Raw genomic sequence first — 17,040 nt, 5'->3', positions numbered from 1 at the left:
GCTGCCGTCGTCTGGCAGGCTGTCCTGGTGCCCGAACGCGAGATCACCACGCCTGTCGACCTGTGCGGTCCTGACGGCAGGCTGAACCCCGACGCCGTCGGCTGGACCCGTACGCCCCTGCACCGCACGCACCTGAGTGGCTGGGGGCGCGCGAAGCGCTGGGAGTACTGGGGCGTCGTGACGCCCACCCACATCATCGGCGTCGTGATCTCCTCCCTCGACTACGCGGGCGTCCCCAGCCTGTACGTCCTCGAGCGCGCCACCGGCCGTGAGTGGGCCGAGGACGCGGTGGTCCCCCTGGCACGCGGCGTGGTCCTGCCCGACGTCGCCGGCCGCGGCCGGGCGCGCACCTCCGGGGGCGGCGTACGCATCAACATCGAGCAGGAGCCCGCCCGCACCACGATCTCCGCGGTCGCCGGGGGCATCGCGCTCGACCTGGACATCCCCACCGAGCCTGAGCGCGAGGCGCTCGGTGTCGTCGTGCCGTGGAGCGCGACCCGCTTCCAGTACACCGTCAAGGACGTGGCCCGCGCCGTCACCGGCACCCTGGCGCTGGACGGGGAGACGTACGAGATCGGCCAGGGCTCCTTCGCGGTGCTCGACCACGGGCGCGGCAAGTGGCCCTACTCGATGACCTGGAACTGGGCAGCGGCCTCCAACCCCGAACGTACGTTGGGTCTGCAGGTCGGCGGCCAGTGGACCGACGGCACGGGGTCGACCGAGAACGCCCTGGTCATCGACGGACGCCTGCACAAGATCAGCGACGACCTCGAGTGGATCTACGACCGCACCGACTGGCTCAAGCCCTGGCGGATCTCCGGCTCCCGGCTCGATGCGACCTTCGTGCCCTTCCATGAACGCGTCGCGCGGACCAACCTGCTGGTGCTGGCCGGCGAGACGCACCAGTGCTTCGGCCACTTCTCCGGATGGGCGACGACCGACGACGGCACCAGGGTCTCGCTCGACGGCCTCGTCGGGTGGGCCGAGGAGGCGCACAACCGATGGTGACCCCAGAGATGAGTGCCCCTGAGATGAGTGCCCAGAGATGAGTACCCAGCGCGAGATCCTGCACCGCGAGCCGGCCTGGGGCGAGCACGCCGACTCCGTGGTCGCGACCGCCGTCACGCTCGCCGACGGCAGCGCCGCGACCGAACAGCTGTGGGGTCGCCAGGTCGCCGAGGACCTCTACGAACTCTGCTGCATCCCGTTCTACGCGTTCGACCTGGCGATGGGCGACGTCGTCGAGGTCGACGCCAACCACCGCATCACCCGAGTCGTACGCCCCTCGGGCCGGTACGTCTTCCGGGTGCACCTCGGGACCTCCGCCCACGCCCTGGCCGACACCATCGACGCCCTCGAGGCCGCCGGCGGTCTGCTCGAGTGGTCCGGGATGAGCATGATGGCGGTGGATGCGCGCGACGCCACCCACGCCAACGAGATCGCGGAGTTCCTCGGCGAGCGCCGCGACGCCGGGCACCTGACGTACGACGTGGGTCGCAGCTGACCTGCAGGCCGCGCGGCGGTGTCCGCCGACGGTTGTGTCGCACGGTTGCGGTGGACTCCACCTGACAGACTGCCTCCATGTCTGACCCGAAGCATCACGACGAAGACGCCGGGCCCACCCGGCCAGAGCGCACCAGCACGCCCTCCGACGCCGGCCCGGGCACGTCGGGCACGCCCGGCGTCAGGTCAGGGGCGGCCACACCGGCCGAGGGGGTGACCTCGGTCCTGGTGGGCCCTCCGGTCGACCCGGACGGCGCCCGCAAGGAGAAGGTGATCGGCAACGGCATCTCGTGGTTGGCCACCTGGAGCGCCCGATGGATCCTGATCGCGATCGCGCTGGTCATCCTCGGTGAGGTGATCGGCACCGCCTGGGGCATCCTGATGCCGATCGCACTGGCGTTGCTGGTCACGGCGGTGCTGGCCCCGGTCGCCGGCTTCTTCGAACGCCGCCTGAAGGCCCCGCCGGCGTTCGCCGCGGCCCTCACGCTGATCGGTGGAGTCGCCCTGATCATCGGAGCCGGCTACCTGATGGCGCCCTCCGTGGCGGGTCAGAGCACCGACATCGCCAACGACGCGGTCCGTGGCATCGACCGGGTGCAGGAGTGGGTCAACGACTCGGACCTCTTCAACAAGGACCAGATCGATGAGTTCCTGGCCGCCGCGCAGGACCGCTTGACCGACTCCGCGTCCGTGATCGCCGGCGGCGTGATCAGCGGCGTGGGTGCCCTCACCTCGGCGCTGGTCAACATCGTCGTGATCATCTTCCTGGTCTTCTTCTTCCTCAAGGACGGCCGCAAGTTCCTCCCGTGGATGCGCGAGGTCAGCGGTCCCCGGGCCGGCGCCCACCTGGTCGAGGTGCTGAGTCGCGCCTGGCAGACCCTGGGCGGCTTCATCCGCACGCAGGCGTTGGTCAGCGGCATCGACGCCGTGCTGATCGGCATCGGGCTGCTCGTGATCGGGGTGCCCCTGGCGATCCCGCTCGCGGTGCTGACCTTCTTCGGAGGCTTCATCCCGATCGTCGGGGCGATCGCCGCCGGTGCGATCGCGGTCCTGGTCGCCCTGGTCTCCAACGGTTTCACGGGCGCGCTGTGGGTGCTGCTCCTGATCGTCGTCGTGCAGCAGGTCGAGGGCAACCTGCTCTCCCCGATCCTGCAGTCCAAGTCGATGAACCTGCATCCTGCCGTCGTGCTGCTGTCGGTCACCCTCGGTGCCGGTCTGTACGGGATCGCCGGCGCGTTCCTCGCGGTGCCGGTCGCTGCGGTGGGCGCGGTCATCTTCCGCTACCTGCGCGAGCAGACCGACCGGACCGTCGCGATGGGCGGCAAGCCTCCGCTGCCTCAGCACGAGACCGAGGACGAGGATGCGCCGTACAACCCGCTCGCCGGGATGGGAACGAAGGTCGGCGAGAAGGTTGGTTCGGTCGTCACCAAGGTCAAGGCGCGGCGGGAGCGCAAGCAGACCAAGAGCTGACGTACGCCGCTCACGTCGCCCGGTGGATCTCCCGCGCGCTGATCCCGGACGTCTGCAGTCACCGGCTGGCTGCGGACGTCCGGGATCATTCTTTGGGGAGGGTTTCAGGCGCCAGGTGACCGAAACCCTCCCCACAACGTGAGGTCGTCGGGGCGATCGATGCCGCCGGGGGCAGCCGATGAGGCCGCAGCAGCCCACATCAGGCGTGGCGGTCGGCCCGTGATCGTGGCGTGCCCGGCCCGCTGAGCAGCAGGGCGTGGATCTCCTGCTCGAGCACGGCCCCCACCCGCCGACAGAACTCCTCCGGCTCGTCAGCGGCATCGGGATGCTCGACGACGATCCGGTCGACGGTGCCGTCGGCCAGCAGGTCGAGCGAACGTACGCCCTGGGCGCGGGCCATGTCGGCCGCGTGGTCCAGGGAGCGGTGCACGATCGCGCTCGCACCCTCCGGTGGCAGCGGGGAGAGCCAGGCGTGCTGGGCGGCGATCACCCGGTCGGCCGGCAGCAGGGCCAACGCCCCGCCCCCGGTGCCCTCGCCGAGGAGCAGGCAGACGGTCGGGGCGTCGAGGGTGACCAGGTCGGCCAGCGAGCGGGCGATCTCGCCGGCCAGCCCGCCGTTCTCCGCGTCGGCGCTGAGTGCGGCCCCCCGGGTGTCGATCACGGTCACCAGCGGCAGACCGAGCTCGGAGGCCAGGTGCATGCCGCGGCGCGCCTCGCGCAGCGCGCCGGGCCCCATCGGGTGGGCCTCGGTCTGGCCGCGGCGATCCTGGCCGAGGAAGACGCACGGGGCGTCACCGAAACGGGCCAGGGCGATCAGCAGACCGGGGTCGGCCTCGCCCTGTCCGGTCCCCTGGAGGGGGACGACGTCGCTGGCCGCGTACCTGAGCAACCGACGTACGCCGGGTCGTTCAGGGCGCCGGGAGATGGTGATCGACTCCCACGCGTCGACGTCGGGCAGGGCACCGGCATCGGTGACGGCGTCGTTCTCCGCGGTGCCCACGGGCGTACGCGGATAGAGGGAGCGGTCGAGGATCTCCAGGGCCCGGTGCACCACGTGCCCGATCTGCGGCGGCGGCACGACCGCGTCGATGATGCCGTGCGCGAAGAGGTTCTCCGAGGTCTGCACGCCCTCGGGGAACGGCTTGCCGTAGAGCGCCTCGTAGACCCGCGGGCCGAGGAAGCCGACCAGGGCGTGCGGCTCGGCGACCGTGATGTGGCCGAGCGAGCCCCACGACGCCATCACTCCGCCGGTGGTGGGGTGGCGCAGGTAGACGAAGTAGGGCAGACCGACGGCCTTGTGCGCAGCGATCGCCTCCGAGATCCGGACCATCTGGACGAAGGCGGCCGTGCCCTCCTGCATCCGGGTGCCGCCGCTGACCGGCGACCCGAGCAGCGGAAGCCCCTCGGCCGTGGCCCGGCGGATGGAGGCGACGAGGCGTTCTGAGGAGGCGATGCCGAGCGAACCGGCCAGGAAGGCGAACTCGCTGGCCAAGATCGCGACCCGGCGCCCCTGGAGCGTGCCCTCGCCGGTGATCACGGACTCGTCGACGCCTGACTTCTCGGCCGCGGCGACGAGTTGCTCGGCGTACGTCCCGGTGGCGTTGCTGTGGTCGGGTGGGGTGTCCCAGGAGGTCCAGGAACCCTCGTCCAGGACCAGGTCGATCAGCTCACGGGCCGAGAGGCGGGTCGTCATGGCCCAAGGGTAGGGGTGCGCCACCTCGGCCCCGTAGCCTCGCCCTGTGATCCTGCGAAACGCCCGACCCGTCCCCCTGGGCACCCTCGGCCCGGACGGTGACGGGGCGGTCTCCACCGAGCCCGTCGACGTACGACTGGACCACGTGGGTGCCCCCGACGAGGTCGTCGACGCCGACGGCGCCTGGGTGATCCCCGGGCTCTGGGACCAGCACGTCCACCTCGCCCAGTGGTCGCTCGCGGGAGGCCGTTTCGACCTGGCCGGCGTGACCTCGGTGGGTGAGGTCGTGGAGCGTCTCGAGGCCCGGATGGCACAGTTTCCCGGGGCGCCCGTGATCGGGTGGGGGCACCGTCCCAGCGGGTGGTCCCAGGCTCCCACCACCGCTGACCTGGACGCGGTCAGCGAGCACATCCCGATCGTGCTGATCGCCGGCGACGCCCACCACGGGTGGCTCAACAGCGCGGCGCTCGGGGCGCTCGGTTTGCTGTGGCGCGAGGGTGTGGTCAGCGAGGACGAGTGGTTCGCGACGTACGCCCGGCTCGGCGACGCCTTCGGCTCCGAGGAGCCGACCGCCCAGGGTTATCGCAGCGCCATGGAGGCCGCGGCCGCGATCGGGGTCACCGGGTTGGTCGACTTCGAGTTCTCCGTCGGTCCGGCGCAGTGGCTGGACCTGTGGGAGGGCGGCGCGGACCTGCTGCGGATCCGGACCGCCACCTACGCCGACGGGCTGGAGGCCGTCATCAACCGCGACCTGCGCACCGGCCAGACGATCGGTGGGCACCGGCGGCTCACGATGGGGGCGCTGAAGATCATCAGCGACGGCTCGCTCAACACCGCGACCGCCTGGTGCTGCGAGCCGTACGCCCCCGGGGCGGTGCTGCCCTTCGGCGAGCCCAACCAGACGCCCGAGGAGTTGGCGGACCTGCTCACCCGCGCACATGCGTACGGGCTCGAGGCGGCGGTGCACGCGATCGGCGACCGGGCGGTCGAGGTGGCCCTGGACGTCTTCGCGGCCACCGGCGCCCGCGGGTCGATCGAGCACGCCCAACTCGTACGCCCCGACGACGTGCGTCGCATCGCCGAGCTGGGGCTGCGGGCCAGCGTCCAGCCTGCGCACCTGCTCGACGACCGTGACCCGATCGAGCACCTCTGGCCGGGCCGCAGCGAGCGCTGCTTCCCGCTGCGCTGGATGCTCGACGCCGGGGTCGACCTGGCGCTGGGGTCGGACGCTCCTGTCTCCCCGCTCGACCCGTGGCTGGCGATGGCCGCCGCCGTGCACCGCAGCGCCGACGAACGTGACAGCTGGCACCCCGAGCAGTCCCTGACCGCGCGCGAGGCGCTGGCCGCCTCCGTCGACGGTGCCCCGACCTTCGGATCAGAAAACAACGGTGACTTCGTGCTCCTCGACGCCGACCCGCTCGCGGGCGGGGGCAGTGGGTCCGAGGCTGCGGCCCACCTGTTGACAATGAAGGACCGGGTGCTGGCGACCTACGTCGACGGCGTCGAGGTCTGGGCCAGGCCGGGGTCCCCGGGATAACCCAGCGCGACCGTGGCCCGCGCCACGAAGTCCGGATCGTCGAGCAGGTCGCCGTACGCCTCACGCAGCTGGCCCATCCGGTAACGCACGGTCTGCGGATGCACGAAGAGTGCCTCCGCGATCGCCTCACGGCGGCCCTGGTGCAGGAGCCAGGCCCGCAGGGTGTCGGTGAGTTTCTCGCGCGAGCCGCCGGACGCGCCGACGAGCGGTGCGAGGACCTGGGCGCGCAGGTCCCGCAGGGCCTCGAGGTCGGCACCGACCACCAGCTCGCCCAGCCTGGCTTCGGTGTCGACGATCTCGCCGTCGGCCACGCCGGGCAGGACGAGCGCGCGACGGGCCCGCAGGTAGGAGGAACGGACCTCGGTCCACGCCCGCTCGGGGCCGACGACGGCGCGGTGCCCGGCGACCGAGCGGAGCAGGACCGCGCGGTGGGCGTCGGGGACCAGGACCACCACCCGCTGGCTGGCGCTCAGCGGGTCGTCGAGGCGCAACGCCCGCTGTGAGACCACGCCCAGCAGCGCGGCCCCCTGGGCCCCGGGCAGCAGGACGGCTGTGAGCGTCGCCGGAAGCTCCCATTCGGCCCGGGCGGCCGCCTCGACGATCACCTCGGGGGCGGCCCCGTCGATCAGGGCCCGGGCCAACCGTGCGAGCAGCCGTTGACGGGCGCGGCCCGACTCGTCGACCTCGTCGCGGTGGCCGGCGGCGCTGGAGTCGGAGAGCAGGTCCATGTAGGCGAAGACGAGCTCGGCGTACCTGGCGATCGTCGCCGCGTCGGTGCCGCCGGCGACGAGCACGTCGGCCATCTGGCGCCACGACGCCCGGCTGCCGACCCGGTACGCCGCGAGCAGTGCCTCCATGGTCCGTCCGGAGCGCGCCTCGCCGCGGCCCAGCTGGTAGGCGCCCTCCATCGACGGGGCGGCAGGTCGCCCCTGACTGTTGCCGCGCGACCCCATCTGGACGAAACCGCCCAGGGCCAACGCGACGGCGTTGCGGATGATCTCGCCCATCGGCCCGGCCAACGCGTTCGAGTAGGAGGGGACCTCCGCGATGATGGCGTCGACGGCCCCGTCGGCGACCTCGGGCAGTCGGGCGCGCAGGGTCTCCACCAACTCCGGCGACAGCCTCAGCTGTGGCTCAGGTCTGCCCTCGGCCATGGCTGCACCCCCTGTCGAGTCCTGTCGCGTGGAAGCACAACCTACCCGGCGATGAGGCGGCGGCCGGGCTCGTCACCCTCGCGCACGCTCCGGCGTACGAAGAGTGCGTGGGCGCCCGTCGTCGCAGCGGCGGCCCAGGCGCACAGGGCCCCCGTGCCGAGCAGGAGCGAGGTCACCGACGCCCCCGCGAGGGTGCCGGGGTGGGCGGCCTCGGCGGCGAGCATCGGCGGGGAGGTGACCAGCAGGGCGTGGGTGAGCGCCGACAGCGGGCCGGGGAGGAAGACACGCGCGGCCGACAGTGCCATCGGCAGGACGAGCCACCACACCGCGAGGGTGAGGCCGGCGACGACCGGGTGGCGGGTGGCCACCGCGACGGCCAGGCCCAGGACCCCGAGCAGGGCAGCGCTCAGGGCGCCACTGAGGGTCCCGACCAGCAACGCGCTGCCGGTGTGGGCCGCGTCATCGTTGAGGTTCATGGCGATGGCGCCGGCGACCAGTGCCACCGCGGCGACAGCGGCGCCGCAGACGACGGCCACCGCGCCGGCCTGGGCGGTGACGAGCCGACGTCTGTCCGGGACCAGCGCGAGCGTGGCAGCGAGCGTGCCGTTGCGGGCGTCACCACCGAAACGCACTGCGACGGCTAGCGCCAGTGCCAACCCGCTGACCAGTGCGGCGACCGCGGTGGGGGTGGCGATCAGCCACGCTCCGGGAGCCTCCGGTTGCGCCTGTCGTACGACGACGGTGCTGCCGAGGCCGCTGGCCAGGCCGAGCGCCGCAGCGACCACGAGCCCGGTGACGAGACCTCCCTGTCGCAGGAGTCGGCGCACCTCGGCCCGTGCGACTGACGAGGTGCTCTGGGCGGGTGGTCTCACGAGGCGTGCCGGGCGTTGAGTGCCGAGTCGCGGTCGGAATCGGGCCCGGAATCGAGCCCGGGATCGAGCCCGGAGTCGAGCGCTGCATCGAACGCGGGGTGCCACGAGCGCAGGTGGGAGAGGCCGGGGCCGTGGTCGAAGGCGATCCGTCCGACCTCGTGCGGAGCTGCGCCGTGCACGAGGATGCCCTCGTCCTCGTGCACCACGAAGTAGCCGCGCTCACGCAGCACGGCTGCGACGTCCTCGAGGTGTTCGGACTCCACGTACGTACGCTCCTCGCCGCCCGCGACGAAGGACTGCAGCGGCCCGGCGCGCACCACCCGCCCGCGGTCGAGGGTGACCACGTGGTCGGCGAGGGTGGCCACGTCGCGCAGTCGCGGAGCGGTCAGGACCACGGCGCTCCCGGCGCGTGCCGTGCGCCGGATGATCCGTCGCGTCCATTCCCGGTCCTCGCTCCCCAGGCCCTGCAACGGCTCGTCGAGCAGGACATGGCGTGGATCGCCGCTCAGGGCGACGGCGAGACCGACCCGGCGCCGGACCGCGAGCGACGCGTCCTTGATCCGGCGGTTTCGCGCCTGGTGCAGCCCGACCTCGGCGAGCAGGTCGTTGACCCGACCGCGCCCCAGCCCCTGCAGTGCGCAGACATGGGCCAGGTGACTGTCGATGCGCAGGTGTTCGGGGAGTTGGTCGCCCGCGCCCGCGGTGCCGATGACGGAGCCGGGACGTCGGGAGCGTGCGAAGTCCTCGCCGTCGACGAGCACGCGTCCGGAGTCGGCGACGACCAGCTGCGCGAGGATGCCCAACAGGGTGCTCCGGCCCGATCCGGCGGGACCCACGACGGCCGTGACCGCACCATCGGGGACGCTGAGGGTGACGTCGGCGAGTGCGGTGCAGGAGCCGTACGTCTTGGTCAGCGAGGTGATCGTCATCATCGGGTGGGACAGTAGTGATGATCGGCCTCAGTGTGGAGACGTCTCAGGCACCGGTATGACCCGGTTGGGGCAAGGCGCTGGGTGGTTAACGTGAGGGAAACATTAGGAATTGATCGCCAAGAACAGTTCTGGCCGGTAGGTTCACGTCTCGTGGTCAGGAATTCCCTGCCCGTCCCACGGCATGATGGACACATGAGTTCGACGCTGCAACGACCCGGCCGCATCCGCGACCGCGCCATCAGGTTGGTGGAGGCGGCGACCACCCCTCTGCTGCCCGCCGACTACCTGGACCTCTTCGCCCCGCTGCGCCCCGGCGCCGAGCTCCGGGGTCGCATCGTCGAGGTGCACCCCGAGACCGCTGACGCCGCCACGATCGTGATCAGGCCCGGCGCTGACTGGGCCGGCCACGTGCCTGGCCAGTACACCCGCGTCGGCATCGACGTCGACGGCGTACGCCACTTCCGCGCCTACTCACTGACCCACGGTCCGCGCAAGGACGGCAACATCTCGATCACCGTCAAGGCAGTCGCCGACGGCGTCGTGAGCCGCCACCTCGTGCACGATCGCCCCGTCGGTTCGATCGTGCACCTGGAGCAGGCCTCCGGCGAGTTCGTGCTTCCCGAGCGCGCTCCGGGTGAGACGACCAAGTTCCTGATGGTCACCGCCGGCTCCGGCGTCACCCCGGTGATCGGGATGCTGCGCAACCTGTTCCCGGTGGCCGACTCCGGCGTCGTACGCCTCGAGCGCAGCGCCGACTACGACATCGTCGTGGTGCACGTGGCGCCGAGCGAGCCGGACTCGATCTTCCTCGACGACCTCAAGGCCCTGGACGCGGCCGGGATGATCCGTCTCATCGCCCGCTACGACGACGTCCACGGGGTGCTCGACGTCAACGACATCAAGTCCCTGGTGCCTGACCTTGCCGAGCGTACGACCTTGGCCTGCGGGCCTTCCGGTCTGCTGGACGCGCTCAGTGAGCACCACGAGAAGCACGGGCTCGACCTCGTCGTCGAGCAGTTCCGCGTGGCCCGGGTCGAGCCCGGCGAGGGCGGCACCCTGCGCTTCGAGAAGCGTGACCGCGAGCTCGTCGTCGACGGCGCCACCACCATCCTGGACGCCGCTGAGGACGCAGGGTTGTTGATGCGCAGCGGTTGCCGCATGGGTCTGTGCCAGGGATGCCTGGTCCCGATGACCGAGGGCACCGTGCGCGACCTGCGCAACGGCCAGCTCACCACCGCCATCCCCGGCGAGTCCGGCACCGTCAAGGTGCAGACCTGCATCAACACCGCAGCCGGGCCCTGCCACTTCGATCATTGACCCCTACCTCGTACTGACCAGGCCCACAGGCCGCCCGTCCGACCACCAGCCATCCAGCTGAGGAGTTCCACATGACTGTCATCCAGAAGAAGAGCGACAACCCGATCGCCCACCTCTCCAAGCAGCAGATCGAGGAGTTGGGCAACGAGCTCGACGCGATCCGCCAGGAGATCATCGACAGCCGTGGCGCGAGCGACGCCGCCTACATCCGCAAGGTCATCAAGACCCAGCGCTACCTCGAGATGAGCTCGCGCGGCGTGCTCCTCTTCTCGGTCTTCCCGCCGGCCTGGGTGCTCGGCACCCTCGGCCTGAGCGTCTCCAAGATCCTGGAGAACATGGAGATCGGTCACAACATCCTCCACGGCCAGTGGGACTGGATGCGCGACCCGAAGATCCACTCGTCGACCTGGGAGTGGGACAACGTCACCCCGTCGGAGGCGTGGAAGCACAGCCACAACGAGGTCCACCACACGTTCACCAACATCGTGGGCAAGGACAACGACCTCGGCTACGGCATCATGCGTGTCGACGAGGACCAGAAGTGGCACCCGTTCTACATCGCGCAGCCGGCCTGGAACTTCATCAACGCCTGCTTCTTCCAGTACGGCATCGCTGCCTACGACCTCGAGCTGGGCAAGAACCTCACCCGCCCCAAGGACAAGCGCCCCGAGGACTTCGACGAGCAGGTCAAGGCCGTGCTCACCAAGATCCGCAAGCACATGACGCGTGACTACGTGATCCACCCGGTGCTCTCGATCCCGACGGGTTCCTTCCTGCCGACGATCGGCGCCAACCTGGTCGCCAACTGGGCCCGCAACATGTGGAGCCACTCGGTCATCATGTGCGGTCACTTCCCCGAGGGTGTCGAGACCTTCGAGAAGGAGATGCTCGACGACGACGAGACCCGTGGCGACTGGTACCTGCGCCAGATGCTCGGCTCGGCCAACATCTCCGGGTCCAAGGCCATGCACATCATGACCGGCAACCTGTCGCACCAGATCGAGCACCACCTCTTCCCCGACCTGCCGTCGAACCGTTACGCCGAGGCGGCCGTGAAGGTGAAGGAGCTCTTCGCCAAGTACGACCTCAACTACCACGAGGCCTCGCTGCCTGCGCAGGTCTACTCGGCCTGGCACAAGGTCGTGCGTCTGAGCCTTCCCAACGGTTGGTTGGAGACCACCACCATCAAGAACGCGCCCCAGCAGCTCGGCGTGCTCGCCAAGATGGTGACCGGCAACCGCCGTACGCGTCGTCTGCTGCAGCGACACCTCGACAGCAAGGCTGCCAAGGTCACGCGCACGGAGCGTGACGCGGTCGTCAAGGCCGCCTGACCTCGCGCCCAACACCCGACCGAAGCCCCCGGTGGATCACCGGGGGCTTCGGTGATTTCGCTCCTCGTCGACGGTCGCGGCCCTGTGAATTGCGCATGGTGCCTGACCCCTTGGCGGCGCTACGTTGATGGCGGGACCCGGCACTGAAGTGCCGGTAGGGAGTCAACGGGGGGCCGCGCATGCGTGCAGAAAACAAGAGACGACGGACCATCCCGGCTGTGCTGGCGGTCGTGGGGCTGGTAGCAGGGTCGCTGGCCGGCACGGGCGTCGCGGCGTCGGGCGCCGGCGGTGAGTCAGCGCGTACGACGGTGCTCGCCGCCCAGCCTGTCGCCGAGCCTGTCGTCGGGCCTGAGGCCGTCGGCACGGCCACGGCGCGGGGACAGTTGGAGGTCCCGGAGGGAATCTCGCCGACGACGGTGCGGGTGGAGGCTTTCAAGCAGCTGCCTGATTGCTGCGGCGGGTGGGCCGACATCTCCAGCGTCGGAACCGTCGAGGTCGGCGCAGACGGGACGTACGAGTTCGTCGGTCTCGAGGGTGGGTCGTACCACCTCTTGGTGACCGATGCGGCTCAGCGCCTCTACGCCAAGAGTTGGTCCGGTGGCGGCGAGATCGAGCGGTACATGTTCTCGCCCGCCTTCGTGGTGGCGGCCGAGGGGATCACCCAGGTCCCCACTGCGCTGATGGTGGTCGGGGGAGTGCTGGAGGGGACGGTGTCGAGCACCGTCGCCGGCATCTCGGTCGAAGGTGTCCGGGCGCAGGTGTACGAGGCCTACTGCGATCCTCGCGGGTGTTCCTTCGCGGCGAGTCGTACGGTCGAGGTCGATGCGGACGGGACCTACCGCTTCACCGGGTTGGTGGAACGCACCGAGGAGACGCCAGGTGGTCTCAACTACGGAGGTGGCGGTTATCGCCTCGGCTTCACTGATCCGCAGGCGCGTTTCGTCGACACTCCGTTCGGTGGGGGCCCACCCGGCACGGTGTCCAACATCGAGGTCGAGGTGATCGACGGTGAGACCTCGCGGGTCGCTGACCAGTCGCTCGAGCCTCGGGAGGGGGTCGAGCCCGGCCCCGCGCCCGAGCCCAGCCCCGACCCGGAGCCCAGCCCCGACCCGACCCCGGAGCCCAGTCCTGACCCAGGCCCCGCCTTGAAGCCGATCAAGGCGCTGCTGCCACCCGTGGCCCTCGGTTCACCCCGAGTCGGGAGGACCATGTGGGTGTTGCCCGGCTTCTGGAAGCCGTTCCTGGTCAAGACCGAGATCCAGTGGTTCACCAAGGACGGTGACGAGGTCGAGCCCGTGGCCAATGCGACGGGGTTCAGCCTCAGGCTGTCCAAGGCGCTTCTGGGCAAACAGGTACGCGCGGTCGTCACCGTGTCGCGCCCCGGCCACGCGAGCGCCACAGCCGCCACGAGCTGGTCCAGGAAGGTCACGAAGTAGCGAGCTGAGCACTTGACCACGTCCGGGTCCCGGGTGAGTTCATTGCCGGGAACTGTCTTGCCGGTCTAGGTTGCCAACACACGCCCGAATGGATGTTCGGGCTCCTGGGGGAGGAAGAATCGTGATGGTTCGAACACGTGCCGGGCACAGTCCGGTCAGAGCATGGTGGCTGGCACCCGTGCTGGCGATGCTGCTGGCAGTGGCGGGACTGTCGGGTGCCACGACAGCGACTGCGGATCCCGGCGAGTCAGGAGCCTTCGCCGGCACCGTGCTGCTCCCCGGCGGAGCTCCCGCGGGAGACGTCACCGTCGAGGTGATCGACGCGAACGCGTGGTACGGCCAGCCCACGACCAGGGTCACGACGGCGTCGGACGGGACGTACGAGGTCTCGGTGGCGCCCGGGTCCTACCTGCTCCGTTTCGTCGACGCGTCGGGTGACCACCTGTGGAGCCTGCACCAGGGCTCGGACGCGATCCCCGACGCGGCCTACCTGGCGTCCGCGACGTTGGTGGCGGCCGGCGAGACAGTGAGTGTCGACCACACCTTGATCCGTTCAGGGTCGCTGCGTGGCAAGATCACGCTCCCGGCAGGCGCTGACCCGACCGACATGGCGGTCACCGCCTACTACCCGCGACCTCCCATCGGCAATGCGCCGCGCACTCCGGCACAGTCGGGTCGGATTGCCGCGGACGGCACGTACGTGATCCCGCTGCGGGACGGTGACTACGTCCTGGAGTTCACGCATCCCGACGAACTGGTCGAGGGCACGAGTCTCTCTGTGCGGGTGACAGCTCCCGGCGTCACCACGATCGATGTGGCCCCGCGGCGCACCAACTCCATCTCGGGTGTGGTGCGTGTACCGGCCGCCAGCGCGGGTGAGACCGTACGCGTCCTGGCCACGACCCGCGAGCAGGACGGCTCATGGGGATGGGGAAAGTCCGTGGAGGTCAAGGCGGGCGAGCCCTACCTGCTCGCAGGGCTGCCGACCGGCACCTACTACGTGCAGTTCTACCCGGCCTCTGGGAGCTCGGCCCTCACGACGAGCTTCTGGCCCGGGGTGTCGTTCGTCGAGGAGGCGACCGAGGTCCCGGTGGCTGGTGGCACGGACCGTGCCGGTGTCGACGGTGAACTCGTCGTGGGCGGTGTGGTCACCGGCCGTGTCGATCCGTCGCTGGGGCTCTACCCCGGCTCCACCACGGTCGAGTTGTGGCGAGAGGTCACCAGTGACTCGGGCCCTGCCACCTGGAAGGGTCTCGGCACCAGTCATGTCACCGAGGATGACGGTTCATTCCGGATCCGTGGCGTCTCCGCCGGTCGTTACCGCCTCCAGGCCGAGGGTCTGCAGGGTGCTGACTGGGAGATCTTCCATCCGGGGGTTCGGACCGTGGAGGCCGCCAAGGACTTCGAGGTGACTCTCGGTCAGACGACGACCGGTGTGGACGTGACTGTGCCGCAGGCAGAGACCCCGGACCCCGAGCCCGTTCTCAAGGCCCTCAAGCGCCTCAAGGCGCCCAAGGTCACCGGCAGGCCCAAGGTGGGTCGGACGCTGAAGGTGTCGAAGGGCGTCTGGAAGCCGAAGTCGGTGAAGGTCAGGTACCAGTGGTTCGCCAAGAAGGGCAACAAGTCCTACAAGGTGAAGACGGGCAAGAAGTCGAAGTTGGCGCTGAAGAAGTCGACGCGCGGCAAGAAGTACCGCGTGGTCGTCACGGTGTCGAAGAAGGGTTACAAGACGGTGAAGTTCACGTCGAAGTGGTCCAGGAAGATCAAGAAGTAGGCACCTCTGCTCGGCTGTCGGCGCGACCGCCTACGCTTCCTCCACCGGTGTCAGCCGGAGCAGGAGGCGTAGGGGGATCGTCGTGGGGCCGAAGTTGCGAGCAAGCAGGACGTACGTGGCGTGGGCGCTGGCCCTCGTCGTTGCGCTGGGCGGGGCGCTCGCCGTGGCGCCGGCCTCTGCGGTCGATGATCCGGAGACCGGCCTGGGTTCGATCTCTGGTTCGGTCACCTGGCCGCGGGGCGAGCAGCCGGATCCGGTCGTCAAGCTCCACCGCTGGGCCGAATCCGATGGCGCCTTCCGCTGGACGCCGTTCGTCGACCTGTCGGTGTTGAGCGACGACGGCTCGTACGAGTTCCGTGACCTTCCCGCCGGCAGGTACCTCGTGGAGGCGGAGGACATGAAGAACGACCTCGCGCCCGCCTTCCACGGCGGTCCACTCATGCGTACGGCGACGGTGATCGCCCTGGCAGAGAGCGGGACCGTCACCGGGATCGGCATCGCGCTTGAGCCCGGGGGGTCCATCGCAGGGACGTTGACGGCGCCAGAGGACGCGGATGTCGTCTCCCTGAACGTCAACATCTTCGTGGGCGACAACGACGGCGCCGGGCCGGTCTGGCGCCAGGTGGGGAGGACCGCTGCTGAGTCCGACGGCCGCTACCAGGCACGGTCCCTCCGGGCGGGCACCTACCGGCTCGAGTTCGTGGACGACGCCGGCGCGGTCCAGAGCGAGTTCTACGACGACGCAGTGACCATCGAGCAGGCCAAGGACGTGGTCGTGCCCCGCGGCCGAGCGGTCTTCGACATCGACGCAACCCTGGAGAGCGGCGGCACCATCACGGGCCGTATCAGCGCCCCGGTCGCCAGCGACATGCTCGGCAAGGTGGAGGTGACCGTGTACGAGTTCGGCCGCGAGGGGAGCGACCAGTGGGAGCCGGTCAACTCGGGTCGGACGGACCCTGAGGGTCGCTACGAGATCTCAGGGCTCTCGGCAGGCACCTATCGGGTTGGTTTCAGGGACATCGAGAACGAGATCCTCCTCCCGGAGTTCTACAAGGACGCAGCAACCGTCGAGGGCGCGAAGGACGTCGTCCTGGGACACCGTGAGGTGGTGACCGTCGACGCCCTGCTCGGAGTCGGCGCGAGCCTGGAGGGCACCGTCTCCGCGCAGGAGTCGAAGCCGGTGAACGATCTCGAGGTGAGCGTCTATCGGCTCGACGGCTCAGGAGCTGCCGCGCGGTGGCGCAGAGTCGGTGAACCGGTCATCACTGCCGTCGGCGGGGGCTACAGGTTCGTGCAACTGCCCCCCGGCACCTACCGGGTGGGGTTCGAGGACCCCACGGGCGGACTCGCCCCGGAGTTCTGGGACGACGCCCCGACCGTGGCGACCGGGCGCGACGTCGTCGTCGCCTCCGGGGCAACGGTCAGGGGGATCGACGCGACTCTGAGCGTGGAAGGTCCTCCGGATCCTCCGAAGCCCACCCCGACTCCCACGCCTGTGCCTACGCCGACGGTCACGCCTGTGCCTACGCCGACGGTCACCCCGGTCCCGACCCCGACACTCACCGCGACGCCCACGCCCACCTCCACCCCAGTCCCCACCCCGACGCCCACGCCGACCCCGACCCCCACGCCGTCACCTGCCCCGAAGCCGGTGAAGACCCTCAAGCGGGTCAAGGCGCCGAAGGTTACGGGCACGGCCCGCGTCGGGAAGACGCTGAAGGTGTCGAAGGGCGTCTGGAAACCGAAGTCGGTGAAGGTGAAGTACCAGTGGTTCACCAAGTCCGGCAAGAAGCTCGTCAAGGTGAAGGCCGGGAAGAAGTCCAAGCTGAAGCTGAAGCGTTCGATGCGCAACAAGAAGTACCGAGTGGTCGTGACGGTGTCGAAGCCGGGCTACAAGACGGTGAAGTTCACGTCGAAGTGGTCGAGGAAGGTCAAGAAGTAGTTGGCCGAGGGAGCCGCGGCTCCGGCTGACTCGTCCGGGTCCAGTGCCCAGTGCCCAGGGCCCAGTGCCCAGTGCCCAG

13 protein-coding genes are annotated in these 17,040 nt (G+C 70.0%); 9 read left to right on the top strand and 4 right to left on the bottom strand.

Annotated features, from left to right (window positions below):
- Positions 1-27 precede the first annotated feature (27 nt).
- The 3 genes from DNK52_RS06850 to DNK52_RS06840 all read left to right on the top strand — a co-directional run bounded on the left by DNK52_RS06850 (position 28) and on the right by DNK52_RS06840 (position 2,973).
- The gene (locus DNK52_RS06850) at positions 28-1,008 is read left to right on the top strand and encodes a DUF2804 domain-containing protein (RefSeq protein ID WP_204163426.1); all 981 of its coding nucleotides are present in this window, start codon (positions 28-30) and stop codon (positions 1,006-1,008) included.
- Positions 1,009-1,045: 37 nt separating this feature from the next.
- Positions 1,046-1,504: a DUF4265 domain-containing protein gene (locus DNK52_RS06845; protein ID WP_110240239.1), complete on the top strand. Its 459-nt coding sequence runs from the start codon at positions 1,046-1,048 to the stop codon at positions 1,502-1,504.
- Positions 1,505-1,581: 77 nt separating this feature from the next.
- A complete protein-coding gene (locus DNK52_RS06840; RefSeq protein ID WP_110240238.1) occupies positions 1,582-2,973 on the top strand; it encodes an AI-2E family transporter in 1,392 nt (463 codons plus the stop codon).
- 199 nt (positions 2,974-3,172) lie between these two features.
- Here the strand turns inward: DNK52_RS06840 and DNK52_RS06835 are convergent, their stop codons facing one another.
- Complete coding sequence (locus tag DNK52_RS06835) at positions 3,173-4,666, bottom strand: carboxyl transferase domain-containing protein (protein WP_110240237.1); 1,494 nt, start codon at positions 4,664-4,666, stop codon at positions 3,173-3,175.
- A gap of 46 nt (positions 4,667-4,712) precedes the next feature.
- Between DNK52_RS06835 and DNK52_RS06830 the strand changes: the two genes are divergently transcribed.
- Entirely contained in the window at positions 4,713-6,203 is a 1,491-nt protein-coding gene (locus DNK52_RS06830; RefSeq protein ID WP_110240236.1) for an amidohydrolase, read from the top strand.
- Here DNK52_RS06830 and DNK52_RS06825 read toward each other — a convergent pair.
- From DNK52_RS06825 to DNK52_RS06815, 3 genes are read right to left on the bottom strand one after another with little or no spacing between them, the layout of a single operon-like run.
- Positions 6,155-7,357 carry a PucR family transcriptional regulator gene (locus tag DNK52_RS06825; RefSeq protein ID WP_110240235.1) on the bottom strand — a complete coding sequence of 401 codons (1,203 nt, stop codon included), beginning with the start codon at positions 7,355-7,357 and terminating at the stop codon, positions 6,155-6,157. The genes DNK52_RS06830 and DNK52_RS06825 overlap by 49 nt on opposite strands.
- 41 nt (positions 7,358-7,398) lie before the next feature.
- Positions 7,399-8,229: a hypothetical protein gene (locus tag DNK52_RS06820; protein ID WP_110240234.1), complete on the bottom strand. Its 831-nt coding sequence runs from the start codon at positions 8,227-8,229 to the stop codon at positions 7,399-7,401.
- On the bottom strand, positions 8,226-9,161 hold the full coding sequence (locus DNK52_RS06815; protein WP_110240233.1) for an ATP-binding cassette domain-containing protein: 936 nt from the start codon (positions 9,159-9,161) through the stop codon (positions 8,226-8,228). Before DNK52_RS06815 ends, DNK52_RS06820 begins: the two co-directional genes overlap by 4 nt.
- A 192-nt stretch (positions 9,162-9,353) precedes the next feature.
- On the opposite strand from DNK52_RS06815, the gene DNK52_RS06810 reads away from it, so the two are divergent.
- The 5 genes from DNK52_RS06810 to DNK52_RS16125 all read left to right on the top strand — a co-directional run bounded on the left by DNK52_RS06810 (position 9,354) and on the right by DNK52_RS16125 (position 16,961).
- Complete coding sequence (locus DNK52_RS06810) at positions 9,354-10,478, top strand: ferredoxin reductase (RefSeq protein ID WP_110240232.1); 1,125 nt, start codon at positions 9,354-9,356, stop codon at positions 10,476-10,478.
- Between the two features lie 71 nt (positions 10,479-10,549).
- Entirely contained in the window at positions 10,550-11,809 is a 1,260-nt protein-coding gene (locus DNK52_RS06805) for a fatty acid desaturase family protein (RefSeq protein ID WP_110240231.1), read from the top strand.
- Positions 11,810-11,988: 179 nt separating this feature from the next.
- Positions 11,989-13,245 carry a hypothetical protein gene (locus DNK52_RS16020; RefSeq protein ID WP_162598660.1) on the top strand — a complete coding sequence of 419 codons (1,257 nt, stop codon included), beginning with the start codon at positions 11,989-11,991 and terminating at the stop codon, positions 13,243-13,245.
- Positions 13,246-13,369: 124 nt separating this feature from the next.
- On the top strand, positions 13,370-15,019 hold the full coding sequence (locus DNK52_RS06790) for a carboxypeptidase-like regulatory domain-containing protein (protein ID WP_162598659.1): 1,650 nt from the start codon (positions 13,370-13,372) through the stop codon (positions 15,017-15,019).
- An 82-nt stretch (positions 15,020-15,101) separates the two neighbouring features.
- Positions 15,102-16,961 (top strand): MSCRAMM family protein, encoded by a 1,860-nt coding sequence (locus tag DNK52_RS16125; protein WP_204163425.1) that lies wholly within the window; start codon positions 15,102-15,104, stop codon positions 16,959-16,961.
- Positions 16,962-17,040 lie beyond the last annotated feature (79 nt).

The sequence above is a fragment of the Nocardioides gilvus genome, assembly GCF_003194605.1.
In the GTDB taxonomy this organism is placed as follows: domain Bacteria; phylum Actinomycetota; class Actinomycetes; order Propionibacteriales; family Nocardioidaceae; genus Nocardioides; species Nocardioides gilvus.
Note: the sequence above shows the minus strand (reverse complement) of the source record. Positions and strands in the feature narration are given on the sequence as shown.